At 66.7% G+C, this 17,394-nt stretch carries 15 protein-coding genes; 9 read left to right on the plus strand and 6 right to left on the minus strand.

Translation table 11 applies throughout. The features are described 5' to 3' along the window. Nucleotides 1–33: 33 nt before the first annotated feature. From TPR58_RS09105 to argH, 5 genes are read right to left on the minus strand one after another with little or no spacing between them, the layout of a single operon-like run. Nucleotides 34–987 (minus strand): zinc transporter ZntB, encoded by a 954-nt coding sequence (locus tag TPR58_RS09105; RefSeq protein ID WP_346246322.1) that lies wholly within the window; start codon nt 985–987, stop codon nt 34–36. Further along, nucleotides 984–1,751, minus strand: a complete 768-nt coding sequence (locus tag TPR58_RS09110) for a precorrin-2 dehydrogenase/sirohydrochlorin ferrochelatase family protein (RefSeq protein ID WP_346246323.1) — start codon at nt 1,749–1,751, stop codon at nt 984–986. Before TPR58_RS09110 ends, TPR58_RS09105 begins: the two co-directional genes overlap by 4 nt. Beyond that, entirely contained in the window at nt 1,751–3,007 is a 1,257-nt protein-coding gene (gene lysA, locus TPR58_RS09115) for a diaminopimelate decarboxylase (RefSeq protein WP_346246324.1), read from the minus strand. The genes TPR58_RS09110 and lysA overlap by 1 nt, the downstream gene beginning before the upstream one ends. A gap of 10 nt (nt 3,008–3,017) precedes the next feature. Further along, nucleotides 3,018–3,254, minus strand: a complete 237-nt coding sequence (locus TPR58_RS09120) for a hypothetical protein (protein ID WP_346246325.1) — start codon at nt 3,252–3,254, stop codon at nt 3,018–3,020. Next, nucleotides 3,251–4,630 carry an argininosuccinate lyase gene (gene argH / locus TPR58_RS09125; RefSeq protein WP_346246326.1) on the minus strand — a complete coding sequence of 460 codons (1,380 nt, stop codon included), beginning with the start codon at nt 4,628–4,630 and terminating at the stop codon, nt 3,251–3,253. Before argH ends, TPR58_RS09120 begins: the two co-directional genes overlap by 4 nt. Nucleotides 4,631–4,739: 109 nt before the next feature. Here argH and TPR58_RS09130 point away from each other — a divergent pair, with 109 nt between their 5' ends. The 9 genes from TPR58_RS09130 (at nt 4,740) to TPR58_RS09170 (ending at nt 15,596) form a co-directional block, all read left to right on the plus strand. Further along, nucleotides 4,740–5,258 (plus strand): TlpA family protein disulfide reductase, encoded by a 519-nt coding sequence (locus TPR58_RS09130; protein ID WP_346246327.1) that lies wholly within the window; start codon nt 4,740–4,742, stop codon nt 5,256–5,258. A 165-nt stretch (nt 5,259–5,423) separates the two neighbouring features. After that, nucleotides 5,424–7,616 (plus strand): TonB-dependent receptor, encoded by a 2,193-nt coding sequence (locus tag TPR58_RS09135; protein WP_346246328.1) that lies wholly within the window; start codon nt 5,424–5,426, stop codon nt 7,614–7,616. A gap of 45 nt (nt 7,617–7,661) precedes the next feature. Further along, the gene (locus TPR58_RS09140; RefSeq protein WP_346246329.1) at nt 7,662–8,627 is read left to right on the plus strand and encodes an SGNH/GDSL hydrolase family protein; all 966 of its coding nucleotides are present in this window, start codon (nt 7,662–7,664) and stop codon (nt 8,625–8,627) included. Continuing rightward, entirely contained in the window at nt 8,624–8,956 is a 333-nt protein-coding gene (locus TPR58_RS09145) for a GDSL-type esterase/lipase family protein (RefSeq protein ID WP_346246386.1), read from the plus strand. Before TPR58_RS09140 ends, TPR58_RS09145 begins: the two co-directional genes overlap by 4 nt. A gap of 84 nt (nt 8,957–9,040) precedes the next feature. After that, a complete protein-coding gene (locus TPR58_RS09150) occupies nt 9,041–10,045 on the plus strand; it encodes a LacI family DNA-binding transcriptional regulator (RefSeq protein ID WP_346246330.1) in 1,005 nt (334 codons plus the stop codon). Between the two features lie 110 nt (nt 10,046–10,155). After that, nucleotides 10,156–10,479: a DUF485 domain-containing protein gene (locus TPR58_RS09155; protein WP_346246331.1), complete on the plus strand. Its 324-nt coding sequence runs from the start codon at nt 10,156–10,158 to the stop codon at nt 10,477–10,479. Continuing rightward, on the plus strand, nt 10,476–12,176 hold the full coding sequence (locus TPR58_RS09160) for a cation acetate symporter (protein WP_346246332.1): 1,701 nt from the start codon (nt 10,476–10,478) through the stop codon (nt 12,174–12,176). Before TPR58_RS09155 ends, TPR58_RS09160 begins: the two co-directional genes overlap by 4 nt. Nucleotides 12,177–12,199: 23 nt before the next feature. After that, nucleotides 12,200–13,282 (plus strand): alpha/beta hydrolase, encoded by a 1,083-nt coding sequence (locus TPR58_RS09165; RefSeq protein WP_346246333.1) that lies wholly within the window; start codon nt 12,200–12,202, stop codon nt 13,280–13,282. 202 nt (nt 13,283–13,484) lie between these two features. Next, nucleotides 13,485–15,596, plus strand: coding sequence for a TonB-dependent receptor (locus TPR58_RS09170; protein WP_346246334.1), 2,112 nt, complete (start codon nt 13,485–13,487; stop codon nt 15,594–15,596). Nucleotides 15,597–15,674: 78 nt separating this feature from the next. Here the strand turns inward: TPR58_RS09170 and TPR58_RS09175 are convergent, their stop codons facing one another. Beyond that, nucleotides 15,675–17,270 (minus strand): DUF6351 family protein, encoded by a 1,596-nt coding sequence (locus tag TPR58_RS09175; RefSeq protein ID WP_346246335.1) that lies wholly within the window; start codon nt 17,268–17,270, stop codon nt 15,675–15,677. Nucleotides 17,271–17,394: the final 124 nt, after the last annotated feature.

Raw genomic sequence — 17,394 nt, forward strand, 5'->3', positions numbered from 1 at the left:
CTTTAGGGTCCGCATCGAAACGCCGCAACGCGGCTATTTCGGAAACCAGTGGCGGCGCATGAAATACAGCGTGATCACTGCCGCGATCGCGATGCAGAAGCCGACCACGCCCCAGAACGCCCAGGTTTTGTGGGCGAAGGGGATCCCGGCGACGTTCATGCCCAGCAATCCGGTGACGAAGGTCAACGGCAGGAACACCATCGCCACGACCGCGATGATCAGCGAGCGCTGGTCGATCAGTTCGGCGCGCAGGTCGGTCAACGTCTCGTGCGTCAGCGCGGCACGCTCGCGGATGCTCTCGAGTTCCTCGGCCATGCGTGCGGCGCGATCGGCGGCGGCATTCAGGTGCAGCCGATCATCCTCGCGCAGCCATTCGCCCGGCAGCGCGGCCAGTCGCTCCAGCGCCAGCCGCTGGGGATAGAGGAAGCGCCGATAGCCGATCGCCTTGCTTCGCGTCTCGCTGACCATCCGGCGCAGTTCCCACGCGGCATGGGCGGCGATCTGCGCCTCGCAATCGTCGAGATTGTCGCCCAGGTCGGCGACCACCGGGTCGAGCTCGGAGGTGATCTGCTGCGCGATTTCGGAGATCAGGTCGCCCGGATCGAGGATGCGCCCGGCCGCTACCTGTTTCTGCACGGGATCGAGCGCGCTCAACGGCTTGCGCGTGACCGAAAAGACATGATCCTGATGCGCGTACAGCCGGATCGAAGCGAGCGGATCGGATGCCGTCATCGCCTCGGACGACAGGCCGCGCAGGTTGATCACCGCGCCGTCGCCGACCGCGTCGCAACGCGGGCGCGTCTCGGCCGCCGTCAGCGCCTCGATCACGAAGGGCGGCAATTGCGCCTCACCGCCCAGCCATTCCTTCGCATGGTCATCCGTGGTGGTGAGGTGGACCCACACCAGTTCACCGGGCTGGCCCAGCGCCTGCTTGATGCCCACCGACTGAACCTTGCCGTCATTCACGACCCAGGCGAAACCGCTCATGCGACAGGCTCCACATCGACCGACAGTCCGGCTCCCGGATCGGCCGGCGGCGCATCGCAGGCGATTCGCGCGGCATCGGCGCGCGCGCGGTCGAGGATGGCGGTCGGCACGGCGCCACGATGATAGATGCGGTCGGCGCGGGCAAGCGCCCGTGCATCGCGCAGCGTCAGATCGTCGGGGTCATCGCTGCGCAGGCGGATGCGGACGAGTTCCGACCCGCGCACGACCTCGGGCGCGGCGAGCCACAATTCGACCGAATCGCCGTCATGTTCGGCCAGCGGATCGAGCAGCCCGCCCTCGCTCAGCGCGGCACCGATCGCACGGCGCCGGTCGGCGGCGTCGGGCCAGCGGGCGCGGATGCGGCCGCGCGCGGTCGACAGCGCCCAGGCGAGCTTGCCCAGCTTCACCGGCAGCAGCGTCTCCAGCCGCTGGCGCAGCGCCGCGGCCAACCCGGCCGAGACGCCACCGGTACCGATCGCGAGGATCACCGGATCCCGATCGACGATCGCCGGCAGGGTGAAGTCGCACAATTCGGCGCGGTCGACCGCGTTGACCAGGATGCCGCGCGCGCGAAGCCGCTCGACCGCCGCCTCGGGCTCGTCGAGCGCGACGATCGCCAGCGCCGCGTCCGCATTCTCGCCGACGACCCGCGCGCCGGCGCGTTCGAGCAGGCGGCGCTTGGCATCGGCCGCCTCACCCTCGCCCAGCAGGATCACCGGCCGCCCCGCCAGCTTCACGAACAGCGGCAGCGCGGCGAGTGCCATCAGAGCCAGTCCGGAACCTGTTCCTCGTCCATGATCGTCTCGGCGGCGATGCGGCCGGCGACGATCGCGTGGCGATCGCCCGAGACGAGCACTTCGGGGACCAGCGGACGGCTGTTGTAGGTGCTGGCCATCGTCGCGCCATAGGCGCCGGCAGAATGGAGCACGATCAGGTCGCCGCCCTTCACCGCGTCGATCTCGCGGTCCTTGGCGAAGACGTCGCTCGATTCGCACACCGGTCCGCAGACATTGGCGACGATGCGCTCGCCGCTCGGCTTCACCGAAGAGATATCGTGGTGCGCGTCGTACAGCGCGACGCGGGCGAGGTCGTTCATCGCCGCATCGACGACCACCCAGGGATTGGTCACCCCCGGCTTGACCCACAGGACCTCGGTAACGAGCAGCCCGGCATTGGCGGAGATGACGCGGCCCGGCTCGAACATCAGCTCGACGTCCCAGCCCTGCGTCACCCGCGCAACCATCGCGCCGAATTCCTGCGCCGTCGGCGGCACGTCGCCGTCCTGGTAGCGCACGCCCAGGCCGCCGCCCAGGTCGACATGGGTGATGGTGTGGCCGCGGCCGCGCAGTTCGGCGACCAGCTCGCCGACGCGGACGAACGCCTTTTCCAGCGGATCCAGGCTCTTGAGCTGGCTGCCGATATGGACCGCGACGCCGCGCAGGTTCAGCCCCCCCAGCGGGGCCAGCCGGTCGAAGATGTCGGGCGCCTGGTCGATCGGCAGGCCGAACTTGTTCTCCGCCTTGCCGGTCGAGATCTTCGCATGGGTGCCGGCGTCGACGTCGGGGTTCACGCGCAGCGTCGCGGGCGCGACCAGCCCCTTCGAGCGCGCAATCTCGGCCAGGACGACGCCCTCTTCCTCCAGCTCGAGGTTGAATTGGCCGATGCCCTTGTCGAGCCCGGTCGCCAGTTCGGCACGGGTCTTCCCCACGCCCGAGAAGACGATGTCCTTCGCCGCCATGCCCGCGGCCAGCGCGCGGGCCATCTCGCCGCCCGAGACGACGTCGGCGCCATAGCCTTCATTGGCGAGCAGGCGCAGCACCGCGAGATTTGGATTGGCCTTGATCGCGAAGGCGAGATGGACGCGGCCCGCCTGCGCCACGCCGTCGCGGAAGTCGCGGGCGCGGCGGCGGAACGCCTCGGCGGAATAGACATAGACCGGCGTGCCGACCTGTTCGGCGATGCGGGCGAGCGGAACCTGTTCGGCGTAAAGCTCGCCGTTGGAATATTCGAAATCGGTCATGGAAACTCGGCTATTGGGGCGGGAGGTCGAACTCGTCGCTGCGACGTTCCTGCGAACTCTGGATCAGGTCGTCGCTGCGCGCGGGGCGCGTCTGCGACGGCGGTTTGAGCAGGTCGTCCGAGGTCGGCTGGCTGCGCGCCACCGCCGGTTTGACCGGAAGCGACGCCCCTTTGGGCGGGGCCAGCGATTCGCGCGCACCGCATCCGGCAAGTGCCAGTGCCAGTCCCGCAATCAGCAGTCGCTTCATCGATCTTCCTCCTCGCGGACCGCACGCGCGGCCGCAATCGCCTCGCGCACCCGCACCGGCGCCGTCCCGCCGAAGCTGGTCCGGCTCGCCACCGACGCATCGACGCTCAGCACATCGTACACGCGATCGTCGATCCTGTCGTCGATCGCCTTGAGCGCACCGATATCGAGTTGGTCGAGGCGTATGCCCTGGCGTTCTGCCTCGGCGACCGCGCGCCCGGTGATGTGATGCGCTTCGCGGAACGGGATGCCGCCCTCGCGCACCAGCCAATCGGCCAGGTCGGTCGCGGTCGAGAAGCCGGCCTCCGCCGCCGCACGCATCCGTTCGAGCCGGAAGGTGGCGCTCTCGACCATGCCGGTCATCGCCGCGATGCTGAGGCCCAGCAGGTCGTGCGCCTCGAACACCGGCGGCTTGTCGTCCTGCATGTCCTTCGAATAGGCCAGCGGCAGGCCCTTCATCGTCATCATCAGGCTGACGAGACTGCCGGCAATCCGGCCCGAATGGCCGCGAACCAGTTCGGCCGCGTCGGGGTTGCGCTTTTGCGGCATGATCGAACTGCCGGTCGACCATTGATCGCTCAGCGCGACGAAGCCGAAGGGCTGGCTCGCCCAGATCACGAACTCCTCGGCCAGGCGGCTGAGGTGCAGGCTGCACTGGGTCGCGCTCGTCAGATATTCGATCGCGAAGTCGCGGTCGGACACCGAATCGAGCGAATTGCGCGTCGGCCCGTCGAAGCCAAGCGCGGCCGCGGTCGCCCCACGGTCGATCGGGAAGCCGGTACCGGCCAGCGCGGCGGAACCGAGCGGGCACAGGTTCAGCCGGGCCCGTGCGTCGCGCAACCGGCTTCGGTCGCGCGTGAACATCTCGACATAGGCCATCAGGTGATGGCCGAGCGTCACCGGCTGGGCGACCTGGAGATGGGTGAAGCCGGGCATCACGCTGTCGGCATGCTCGTCGGCGCGACCGAGCAGCGCGTCGACCAGAGCCGCCAGCGCCGCGTCGGCCTGATCGATCGCATCGCGTACCCACAGGCGGAAGTCGGTCGCGACCTGGTCGTTGCGCGACCGTGCGGTGTGCAGCCGTCCCGCACTCGGGCCGATGCCGTCCGCCAGCCGGCTTTCGGCCAGCATGTGAATGTCCTCGAGCGCGAGATCGACGGGCACGCCGTCGGCCTCGAATCCCTCTGCGACACGGTGAAGCCCGGCCGAGATCGCCTGCGCGTCCTCGAGCGGGATGATGCCCTGTTTGCCCAGCATCGCGACATGCGCCTGGCTGCCCGCCAGGTCCTGTCGCCACATTCGCTTGTCGAAGGGGATCGACGCGTTTATCTCGCGCATCACCGCGGACGGGCCTTCGGCGAAGCGCCCTCCCCACATGCTATTGGAGCTGTCCTTGCGCCCGCTAATCGCGCTTCTCCTGCTGACCAGTGTCGGAATCGGCGGTTGCGATAGGCAATCGAACGGCGCGCAGCAAGCAAACGAAAACTTGTCCGCGCCTGCGCCTGCGGGCAATGGCCCTTCAAATGCGGCGGCGGGAGCCGAAGGCGCCCCCGGCGAGAGCGCCCGGACGCTCGACCGCAGCCACAAGGGAGAGGCGGCGCCCGACTTCGCGTTTCAGGATCCGAAAGGCACCAAGACCAGCCTGGCCGCATTTCGCGGCAAGCCGCTGCTGCTCAATCTCTGGGCAACCTGGTGCGCGCCTTGCGTGAAGGAAATGCCGACGCTCGACGCGCTCGCAGTCCAGCTGGGCGATACCAAGCAGGTCGTTGTGCTGAGCCAGGACATCGAGGACGGCAAGAAGCGCGTCGGAGACTATTTCGCCAAGTCCGGCTTCAAGAAGCTGCAACCCTATCTGGACGCGGACGCCGCATTCAGCCTGAACATGGGCGTGAACCTGCCCGCGACGATCCTGTACGACTCGCAGGGCAAGGAAGTCTGGCGGATGACCGGCAGCATGGACTGGACCGGCGAGGAAGCACGCGCGCTGATCGCCGAGGCGAAGTAACCACACGACACCTCGACCGCGCGTCGCCCGCATCTGGGGCGCGCCGGACCCACACGACCCTCCAATCGATTGCATGATCGCACTTGCAATTCGCTGCAGCTTGGCATAGCGAGATTGCAATCGATTGCGATCAACGACAATCGATGTTGTCTGGAGGGGTTGAACATGACTTCGTGCCCGTCGTCCGAATCCGCGCTCGCATCGTCCAGCGCCGGGTCGCCTCGTTTCCGTCCGACCGCGCGGTCCAGCATCCTGGCGCTGACCTTCGCGCTGCTTGCCGCAACCCCTGCGCTGGCGCAGTCGTCCGATCCCGCGCCGGTGGCGACGCCAGACGCCGCCGATGACAATGAGATCGTCGTCACCGCGCTCAAGACCGGCGAGCAGCAGCTCGATCGCGTCCCGCTCGCGATCCAGGCATTTTCCGAGGAGTCGCTGAAAGGGCGCGGCGTGCGCGATGCGGCCGACCTGATCCAGCTGATCCCGGGCGCGTCGCAGGCGCAGGAAATCGGTGCGGGCTACCGGATCTTCTCGTTCCGCGGGTCGGGTGCTGGCGGGCCGATCGGCGACGGCATGATCGGCTATTATCTCGACGACACGCCGTTCGGCATTCCCAACAACCAGACCGCCCCGCCGCTGCAATATTTCGATATCGAGCGGGTCGAGGTGCTGCGCGGCCCGCAAGGCACGCTCTACGGCCAGGGGTCGATGGGCGGCGCGATCATCTATCGCACCAAGAATCCCGATCTCGAAAAGGTCACCGTCGCGGGCGACTTCGAGCTGTCGACCACGCGCGACGCCGGCAATCTCAACTACCGCGCGGCCGGTGCGGTCTCGGTCCCGCTCATCGCCGACGTCCTCGCGATCCGGTTGAGCGCCGGCTATGACTATCGCGCCGGCTATAACGACATCTATCAGGGCGCGCCGACCGGCACGCCGTACAAGACCGACGCCAATGACGTCGTCGCCAAGGATTTCCAGGCGGTGGTACTGTTCAAGCCGACCGACCGCGCGACGCTCAGGCTGCGCGCATGGAAGTTCAGCACCGACCAGGACTATCTCAACGTCATGAATTCGGTCGATCCGCCCTATGCCGCCTATCAGGGCAATGTTCAGGGCTATGACAAGCGCAGCGCCGAATATTATTCGGGCACCTTCACCTACGAGTTCGACGGCCTGACGCTGACCAACGCGACCGCCTATCAGAAGTCGCTTCCCGGCGGCTTCGGGGTGGCGCTCAATCTCGGGCCGCCGCTGGGGATCGGAACGCTGGTCAATGGCGGCGACGCGAGCAGCTTCGTCAACGAATTCCGCCTGTCGACCTCGGGCACCGGTCCGTTCCACTGGGTGGGCGGCGCCTTCTATCAGAAGGCGAAGGGCCTCTACGACTTCAGCATCAACTTTCCGACGCTGGCGATCACCGGCAGCACGATCACCCGGACCGAGAATGCCTCGGTCTTCTCCGAGATCAGCTACGAGCTGTTCGGCGGCAAGCTCGTGCCCTTGGTCGGTCTGCGCTATTTCAAGGACAACCGGTCGTCGGATTCGGTGTCGAGCGGCGTTCCGGCATCCAGCGAGGCCAAGCCCGATGCGCTCACGTGGCGGGCGAACCTGGCCTATTATCCCAGCACGGACTGGATGGTCTTCTTCAACGCCGGCACCGGCTTTCGCAGCGGCATCCTGCAATCAAAGGCCCAAGCCGATGCGGTGATCGCCGACGGCGTGCCCAGCGCCCTGTCGCTGACGCCCGACAAGCTGCGCAACCTGGAAGTCGGGGTGAAGGGGTCGGCCGGCAAGTTCCACATCGCGGCCAGCGTCTACGACATCAAATACACGAACCTGCAAAGCGCGTTCAACACCTCGATCGGCCTGGCGGCCTTCGCCAATCTGGGCGACGCGAAGACGCGCGGCCTCGATCTCGAACTGGGTTGGGACACGCCGGTCAAGGGACTGACGTTGAGCGCGATCGCCAACTTCAACTCGTCCGAGTTTACCGATGTCGTCCCGGCATTTGCCGGCGCCAATCCACGCGTCGCCAATGGCCAGCGCCTGCTGAACACGCCGCCCTATAATGTCCGGTTCGACGCGAGCTTCGATCGCGAGTTCGGCGACATCGGCGTCTTCGCCAATGCGTCGGCGACCGCGGTGGGCCGGACCCGCAACGGCGATGCGACGGTCAACGAGCTGAAACCCTATCAGCTCTATCGCGCCAGCGCCGGGGTGCGCTTCGACCATTACGAGCTGCGCATCTTCGCGGAGAATCTGTCCGACGAACGCGGGCCGACCGCCGCCAATGGCCCGACCCTGCTCGCCGGGCCCCGGCCGCGGACCATCGGCCTGGGGCTGCGCGTCAATTACTGAAACGGGATGCGGTGCGCCGTCGGGCGCGCCGCCGGAAGGAAGACCATGTCCTGCACGAAGATGATCGCCCGCCTGGCTGCGGCATTGCTTGCCCTGACCAGCACCACCGCTGTCGCGCAGGATCATTGGGTGAGCAGCTGGGCCACTGCCCAGCAGCTCGCGCCGATGCCGGCTCCGCCGCCCATGCCGCCGCGCACGGCGGGCAGCACCCGGCCGGCACCGCCGCCGCCCTCCGGCCCGTGGCCGATCGTCCCGACGCCCGACACGCTGGAGGATCAGACGGTGCGGATGATCGTCCGCCCGTCGATCGGCGGCAGCCAGCTGCGGCTGCAATTCTCCAACGCCTCGGGCGGAGCGCCGGTCACGATCGGACGGGCGCACCTGGCCAGGAGCGCCGGCAAGGACGGAATCGTCGCGGCGACCGATCGCGCGGTCAGCTTCAGCGGTGAGGCCTCGGTCACGATCCAGCCGGGCGCCATCGCGATCAGCGACCCCGTCTCGCTCGACGTGGCGCCGCTCGATCTGCTTGCCGTCTCCATCCACCTTCCCGGCAAGACGGCGGTGAACACGCTCCATCCGCTGGGCCTGCGTACCACCTATGTCGCCAAGGGAGATCGGACCGCAGCTGCCGCGCTGCCCGGTGCAGCCACCAACCGATCCTATTTCTGGCTGGCCGGTGTCGAGGTGCTGAGCCCGCCCACCGCCGGCGCGATCGTCGCGTTCGGCGATTCGATCACCGACGGCTATGCGACCAGCCCGGACGCCGGGCGCGCCTGGCCGGACCTGCTCGCCGCGACGCTGAAGCGCAATCCAGCGACCGAGGGACTGTCGGTTCTCAACATGGGCATTTCCGGCAACCGCGTCCGCCGCGATGGCGCCGGCCTTTCGGCACTCGCACGCTTCGACCGCGACGTGCTGGCCCGTCCCGGCGTGCGCTGGATGATCCTGTGGAAGGGATCAACGACATCAACATCGCCGAAATTCCCGGCATCCCGGCGAGCGAAGCGGTGACCGCGGAGCAGTTGATCGCCGCCTATCGCCAGCTGATCGACCGGGCCCACCTGCACGGCATCAAGGTGGCAGGCGCCACGATCACCCCGACCGAGGGGCTGTGGCTCTACAGCGAGCGCACCGAGGCCATACGGCAGGCAGTGAATCGCTGGATCCGCACGAGCGGCGCCTTCGACGCGGTGATCGACTTCGACGCGGCCGTGCGCGATCCCGCGCGACCGTCGCGGATGCGGCCGGACTTCGATCCCGGCGATCATATTCATCCCAACGATGCGGGCAATGCCGCGATGGCAGAGGCGATCGACGTGAAAATCTTCGCGCCGAAATAGTCCCGACTGCACTGCAACTTGCACGCGCAGTTGCAATCGAATTGCAGCAAACCTATCCCCTCGACATCTTGTTGGAGACTGGGTTTGGCCGGAAAGATCCGCACCATTTACGATCTGGCCGAACTTGCCGGCGTTTCGGCCGCAACGGTGTCGCGCGCGCTCGCCGGCAAGAACATGGTCAATTCCAAGACGTCCGAGCGCATCCGGAAACTTGCCGAGAAACATGATTTCCGGCCCAGTGCGCTGGCGCGCAACCTGCGGACCAAGCAACGCGGGGCGATCGGCGTGGTGGTTCCGCTGGGTCACGACCGTGGACAGCATCTGTCCGACCCCTTCTTCATGACGCTGATCGGCTCGCTGGCCGACGAACTGGCGGAACGCGGGTTCGAGCTGATGCTCTCCCGCGTCATTCCCAACCAGGACAATTGGCTGTCGAAGTTGATCGATGCCGACCGGGTCGACGGGTTCATCGTCGTGGGCCAGTCCGACCAGTCGCCGGTGCTCGACCGGATCGCGAGCGACTATCTGCCGCTCGTAGCTTGGGGCGGCTTCGTCCAGGGCCAGATTCACTGCTCGGTCGGGACCGACAATTTCCTGGGCGGGCGGCTGGCGACCCAGCATCTGATCGATCGCGGATGCCGCCGCATCGCGTTCCTCGGCAACCCGCAGGCACTCGAGCCTTCGCTCAGGCTCGAAGGGGCGAAGGCCGCGATCCGCGCCCGCGACGATATCGAGCTGGTCGATGCGCCGACTCACTTCGCATCCGAAGTCAGCGGATCGGACATCAACCAGTTTCTCAGCGACAGCGACGTTCCGCCCGACGGCATCTTCGCGGCATCGGACCTGATCGCGCTCACCGCGATCCAGGTGCTCGCGACGCGCGGGCTCTCGGTCCCCGGCGACGTGAAGGTGGTCGGCTATGACGACCTCTACATGGCCCAGACCAGCGCGCCGCCATTGTCCACCGTGCGTCAGAACATCGCGGCGGGCGCAACGCATCTGGTGGACAGCCTGATGAAGCGGATCGCCGGCGAGATCACCGGGTCGGTGATCCTCAATCCGGAACTGATCGTCCGAAAAACCTCGTGATCCTCCGCCGGACGGGGCGGAGCCATTGACTTGCAATCGATTGCTAATACGGTGTCAACCAGCCGGCGGCGGCATTGCCCGTCGACCGGCGATCCTAGGGGAAGATGCGCATGAACGAGCGCAACGGCGACGATGAACGGCTGCACCGGATTGCCGAAGATCCGCGCTATCAGGCGCTGGTCCGGCTGAGGGGGCGGATTTCGTGGATCCTCAGCATCGTCGTGATGACGATCTTCTTCGGCTACATGCTGCTGGTGGCCTTTGCGGGCCCGTTCCTGGGCGCGCCTATCGGGCGGATGACGACGACGATCGGCATTCCGATCGGTCTGTTCGTCATCCTGTCGGGTATCGCGCTGACCGGCATCTACGTCGCCATCGCCAATCACCGCTTCGATATCGCGACCGCCGCCCTGCTGCAGGACCATCAGTCGTGATCCGGGCCTGGACCCGAGCCGCGATTACCGTGGCGGCGCTCGCCCTGCCCGCGACTGCGGAGGCAGCCACAGGCGCGCGATCGGCAGTCAACCTGCCCGCGGTCGTGACCTTCGCCCTCTTCATCGCCATCACCCTCGGCATCACCTGGTGGGCGGCGCGCCGGACCCGCACCACGGCCGATTTCTATTCCGCCGGCGGCGGGATCACGGGGCGGCAGAACGGCCTGGCGATCGCCGGCGACTATATGTCGGCGGCATCGTTCCTCGGCATTTCCGCGCTGATCTTCGCCGATGGCTATGACGGGCTGATCTATTCGACCGGCTTCCTCGTCGGATGGCCGATCATCCTGTTCCTGCTGGCCGAGCGCCTGCGCAACCTGGGCCGCTATACCTTTGCCGATGCGGCCGCATTCCGCTTCGGCCAGGCGCCGGTGCGGCTGTCGTCCACCTTCAGTTCGCTGACGGTGATCCTGTTCTACCTGATCGCGCAGATGGTCGGGGCGGGACAGCTGATCCAGCTGCTGTTCGGCATCCCCTATATGTATGCCGTGGGATCGGTCGGCCTGGCGATGACGATCTACGTGCTGTTCGGCGGGATGATCGCAACCACCTGGGTCCAGATCATCAAGGCGGTGCTGCTGCTCGGCTGCGCGACCTTCATGACGCTTGCCGTGCTCTATCATGTCGGCTTCTCGTTCGACGCGCTCTTCGCCCAGGCGGTCGCGGTCAAGGCGTCGCTCGCCGGGCAGGCAGGCGCAGACGAGGCGACAGCGGCGCAGTCCGCACTGTCGATCCTCGCGCCCGGCGGATTCATCAAGGATCCCGCCTCCGCCGTCTCGCTCGGCATGGCGCTGATGTTCGGTACCGCCGGCCTGCCGCACATCCTGATGCGCTTCTTCACCGTTCCCGACGCGAAGACGGCGCGGACGTCGGTGCTGTGGGCGACCGGCTGGATCGGCTATTTCTACCTGTTGACCTTCGTCATCGGTTTCGGCGCGATCATCCTGGTCGGCGCCAACCCGGCCTTTTTCGACCCCGCCACCGGCAAGATGCTGGGCGGCAACAACATGGCGGCGATCCATCTGGCCGAGGCGGTGGGCGGCGACATCTTCATGGGCTTCGTGTCGGCCGTGGCGTTCGCCACCATCCTTGCGGTGGTGTCGGGCCTTACCCTCGCGGGCGCATCGACGATCAGCCACGATCTCTATGCATCGGTGCTGCGCAAGGGCAATCCGGATCCCGTGGCCGAGCTCAGGCTGTCGCGGCTCACCGTGCTCGCGCTCGCCATTCTGGCGGTGGTGCTCGGCATCGTGTTCGAGAAGCAGAACGTCGCCTTCATGGTCAGCCTGGCCTTCGCCGTAGCGGCGTCGAGCAACTTCCCGGCACTGTTGCTGTCGATGCTGTGGAAGGACTGCACGACGCGCGGGGTGGCGTGGGGCTCGGCCATCGGCGCGCTGTCCGCGGTCGTCCTGACGATATTGTCGCCGACGATCTGGGTGGCGCAGCTGGGCGCGGCCGAACCGATCTTCCCGCTGGCGTCGCCGACGCTGATCTCGATGCCGCTAGGCTTCCTGGCGATCTGGATCATCTCGGCGCTCGACCGCAGCGCCCGCGCCGAACGCGACCGCGCCGGTTATGTCGCGCAGCGCGTGCGGTCCGAAACCGGAATTGGTGCCTCCAAGGCATCGGAACATTGATCGACATGAGGAGAGCAAGCGAGATGACGGCAAAGATCACGGCCCTTTGCGGGGCAGCCCTGCTGGCCCTCTCGCTCGCCCCCCTCGCCCACGCCCAGCCGGCGTCCCCGGCAACGGCACCGCTCAGCCCGGCGGACGAGGCCAGGCTGCGCCCGATCGCGCCTGAACTTCGCGAAGCCGCGCTGAAGGCGATGGGCTTTTCCAGGATGATGGGCACGATCAACGAGGAAATGGTGCTCGCCTCGCGCAAGCGGGGCGGCGGGCCGCCCGCCCCCGAGCGGCTGAGCGACGTGCCGGTCGCCGAGCAGATGATCCCCGGTCCCGATGGCGGGCCGCAGGTGAAGCTGTACGTGGTCAATGCCAGGGCGGGGACCAGCCGCCCCGGCATCCTCCATACCCATGGCGGCGGCTTCATTCTCGGCACCGCCGCGACCGATATCCGGCGCCTGCAGGAACTGGCGCGCGAGCTCGATTGCGTGATCGTGTCGGTCGAATATCGCCTGGCGCCCGAGACCGATTATAAAGGTTCGATCGAGGATAACTACGCCGGACTGCGCTGGATGTACGGCAACGCCGCCCAGCTGGGGCTCGACCGTACCCGGATCGCGGTCAGCGGGGAGAGCGCCGGCGGCGGCCATGCCGCGCTGCTGGCGATCACCGCGCGCGACCGCGGCGAAATACCGATCCTGTTCCAGGCACTGGTCTATCCGATGCTGGACGACCGCACCGGAGGAGCGGTGCAGGTGCCACCGCATATCGCCACTGTTGGATGGAGCGCGTCCGAGAACCAATATGGCTGGCGCGCCTTTCTGCGCCAGCAGCCGGGAACCGCGGCGGTGCCCGCCCGCGCGGTGCCCGCCCGCACCGCCAACCTCGCCGGACTTCCCCCCGCCTTCATCGAGGTCGGCGGGGTCGATCTCTTCGTGGGCGAGGACATCGACTATGCCCGGCGCCTCAACGATGCCGGCGTCGCCACCGAATTGCTGGTGATCCCCGGCGCCTTTCACGGCTTCGACCAGCTAGCGCCCGACAGCCCGCAGGCGAGGCAGTTCACCCGCGCCCGGGTCGAGGCACTTCGCCGCGCCTTCAACGGCCCGCGTCGCTAGCCGATTCCCCCCGACGTTCCGGTGGCGCGTCGCGCTCCCTAACAGCAACACTAGAACAACTGGCCATCGGTCGATGCAAACGATTGCATCGACCGATTACCCCTGCATTCCCCCCGATAAGATGCGATTTGAGCCATCTTTCTTGACGCCTCTACCAGCCGACTTTATGCAATCGATTGAAAAGATAATCGGAGGAGGGGTTATGAAGAAATTCCACAGCGGCGTTGCCGCAATCGCGGTTGCCGTCAGCATGATGTCGTCCGCTGCCTGGGCGCAGAGCGAGACGCCCGCCGAGCAGGCCCAGGCAAGTCCGGAGGACGCCAGCCAGGAGATCGTCGTAACCGCCCAGAAGTCGGGCGCGCAGACGCTGCAGAGCGTTCCGCTCGCTATCCAGGCGTTCGACGGCGAAGACCTGAAGGAACGCAACATCACCTCCATCGGCGACCTGGTCTCGAGCGTTCCGGGCGCCTTCGAGGGTTTCCGTCAATCGAACGGCTCGCGCTTCTACAACCTGCGCGGCAGCGTGACGCAGAACGGCGATTCGCCGATTGGCTACTATCTCGACGACGCACCGTTCATCGTGACCAATTTCGGCATCGCGCCGCCGGTCCGCTTCCTCGATATCGATCGCGTCGAGGTGCTGCGCGGTCCGCAGGGGACGCTCTATGGTCAGGGCTCGTCCGGCGGCGTTTTCATCTTCCGCACCCGCGATCCGAACCTCAAGGAGATCGATTACGCATTCGAGGCGGAAGCATCGCAGACGCGCGGTGCTGAAGGCCTGAACTATGGCATGGCGGGGGCGCTGTCGGTCCCGATCATCAAGGATGTGCTCGCGGTCCGCGTCAGCGGCGGCTTCTCACGCGACGCCGGCTGGGCAGACGCCTATTTCGGGCCCTATGACGGCACCCCCGACCAGAAGGGCGTCAACTCGGCAAAGAACGACGACATCCGCGTGGTCGCGTTGTTCAAGCCGGCGGACAATGTCAGCATCCGCGCGCAATATTGGAACTTCAATCCGACGCAGGACTTCACCGGTTTCACCGCGTCGGTGAAGCCGCCCTATTTCGAGAACACCGCCGGCCAGAAGGGCTTCTCCAACGGCGCCTTCACGCTGTACAGCCTGACCGCAAACGTCGACTTCAACGCCTTCAGTGTCACCAGCGCCACCAGCAACCTGGAGGGCGTCTTCGGGATCAATATCCCCCTTTCCCCTGCGGGATCCTTCTCGAGCCAGTTCCTGCCCAAGATGTTCGCGCAGGAACTGCGCGTAAACTCGACCGGCACCGGTCCGCTCCACTGGGTGATCGGCGGGTCCTATCAGAACGGGTCGGGACCACAGGTCAACGCGCTGACGCTGCCGGGGCTCGTCATCAACGCCGACAATGACACGCTGACCGAGAATTACGCGGCTTTCGGCGAGATCAGCTACGACCTGTTCGGCGGCAAGCTGGTGCCGCTGGTCGGCCTGCGCACCTATCATGACGACCGCGCCTTCGCCGACAGCACGGGCAAGGTCCCGACGACGGAGAACGTCACGACCTGGCGGCTCAACCTGTCCTATCTGCCCACCGACGACCTGACGATGTTCGTCTCCGCCGCGACCGGTTTCCGTCCGGGAATCGTGCAGTCGCGCGTACAGGTCGAATCGCTCGCGCTGGTCGGCGTGCCGGCCCAGGTGGCGCTGAGCCCGGAATCGTCGAAGAACTATGAATTCGGCCTCAAGTGGCGCAGCCCGGGCCGAGCGCTGACCGTCGGCCTCAACCTCTACCAGCTCGAATATACCAACCTGCAGACTTCGGTCACCGGCGGTATCGACAGCGTCAACGGCTTCGCGAATTTCGGCGACGCCACGACCAAGGGCGTCGATATCGAGCTCCACTGGAACACACCGGTCAAGGGGCTGAACCTGGGCTTCGTCGGCAACTTCAACGACAGCAAATATGACAGCATCAACCCGGTGATCGCCGCGGCACAGCCGCTGCTGAAGCCGGGCTCGCGGCTGACCAACACGCTGGCCAACAATTACCGCTTCGACGTCAATTACAACCGCGACATCGGTTCGGACTTGAACCTTTTCGGCAATCTCTCGCTCAGCCACAGCGGCGATCGCTTGCAGGCGAGTGGCATCACCGCACAGCCCTATGACGTCGTGGCGCTGACGGCGGGCATCCGTCGGGGCGATTATGAAATCGCCCTCATCGCCAACAACCTGACCGACGAGCGCGGACCGACCTTCGTCGGGACCAACGGCCCCTTGTCCGGTCAGGGCCCGACCCCGCGCACGATCGGCCTGCGATTCCGCATCACCCCGTAAGGGTCGCGTCAGGGCGTAACCTTGAAACAGGCGGAAGTGCCCACGCACTTCCGCCTGTTTTCGTTCAGCCGGCAGCGCTCACCGCTGCGGCATGCGGCACTGGAAGCTCTCCGCCTGTGCCGGGTCGCCGCCGACATAATGGGCATAGCCAGGGTGCGGGCACATCGGCCGCGACGCCTTTGCCGGCGTCTGGCGCGACGCCGTCACGCCCTGCGGGGCGGTCCCCTTCTCGACCCAGTCGACCACCGGGCCCAGCAGGTCGAAATTGTCGAACGCGTTACCGCCGGCGCAATGCGCCATTCCCGGCACCATGTAGAAGCGGCTGGCCGCGTCCCAGGCCGGCCCGTTCGCCGTACGGGCACGTTCCCAATAGTCCCAGGTCGCGAATGCCGAGAACCACGGATCGCTGACGCCGTGGTAGAACAGGATCTTTCCGCCGCGCCCGAGAAAGCTGCTCAGGTTGGTCCAGACATGGGTATCGGTCAGCCGCTGGACGCCATCGGCGCGGATTGCCTGGACTCGCGCATCCAGGTCCATCGACAGTTCGCGCGGCGCCGGGCCGAACACGCCCGGTGCTCCGGTCGGGAGATAGCCGGGCAACGGCGCGCCATCATAGACGATGCCGGTATCATAGGGCACCGGCGCATAGACCGGATAGCCAGCCGCATCCTTCGGCCCGGCAAAGGCGCGGTCCATCGCCGAAACCTGCGCCTTGCTGAGGCAGCTGTCCGTCTTGGCACCCGTGCACTGCAGCCTGGCCGGCTGAAACCGGCACTGCGCCACATTCTGGATGATCCCGTCGGCCAGGCCGTCCAGCATGTCGCACTGGTCGAGCATGCCCTTCAGGATCAGAGCGCGGTCCGACGCCGGGAAGATTCCGGAGACGTTCGCAAGCCCGTCGGCGTCGCGCAGCGCGGCCTGGTTGAACTGGATCGCCGACCAGGCGATGGCGAGGTTGGAATCGCCGGTCCGCATCGCGGGTGCACCGACGACGATCCCGTCGAACAGTTCGGGATAGCGCTGCGATGCCAGCATCGATTCGCGGCCGCCGGTCGAGCATCCGGTCATGTAGCTGTGGGCGATGGGCTTGCCGTAGAAGCCGGTGGTGATCGTCTTGCCGATCAGCGTGACGGTGCGGACCGATGCCTCGGCAAAGTCGAGCGCCGCGCGTTGATCCGCCATGAAGCTGGCGTCGAATACCGCCCCCTTGTGCCCGCTGTCATGGCTGATCACCGCAAAGCCGCGCGCGAGCGCGGGCGTATCGCCCGCCGCCACCGCGCCGAGCGGCGGCGCGACGCTGCCGTTCAGGCCGCCACCACCCTGAAGCAGGAACCGGCCATTCCATGTGTCGGGCAATGCGAGCGCGAAGCCGATGCCATAGGGCTTCCCGCCCGCTCCGGTTCGCGGATCAATCGTGCCCTCGACCAGGCAGTGGGCGGGGATGCCGGAGGGGATCGGCGGGCCGAACCCGCTGGGTACGGTCCCCGGGGCCGCAGCGCCGACATGTTTCGTCGACGTGATCCGCACGCCTTGGTCCAGCTGTTTGCCGGCCAGCGCCGCGCAGCGCTCGGCCGTCGACATGCGGGGCGCGGGCGCGGGAAGCGCTTTCCCGCCGCCGGGCAGCGCCACCGATGTCAGCAGGAGCGCGCCTGCGCTCCACTTCGAAATTCGCATCCTGTCTTCCCCTCCTGTCGTCCGACCCTCGATCGATCGGCACACCCATTGATACGCAATCGATTGCGTTTTGATATGCGCCGCGCAATAGTCTTCGTGCCGGTTCGGCCAAGCATATAGCGGA

It is taken from the genome of Sphingomonas rustica (assembly GCF_039652585.1).
GTDB classification, from domain to species: Bacteria; Pseudomonadota; Alphaproteobacteria; order Sphingomonadales; family Sphingomonadaceae; genus Sphingomonas; species Sphingomonas rustica.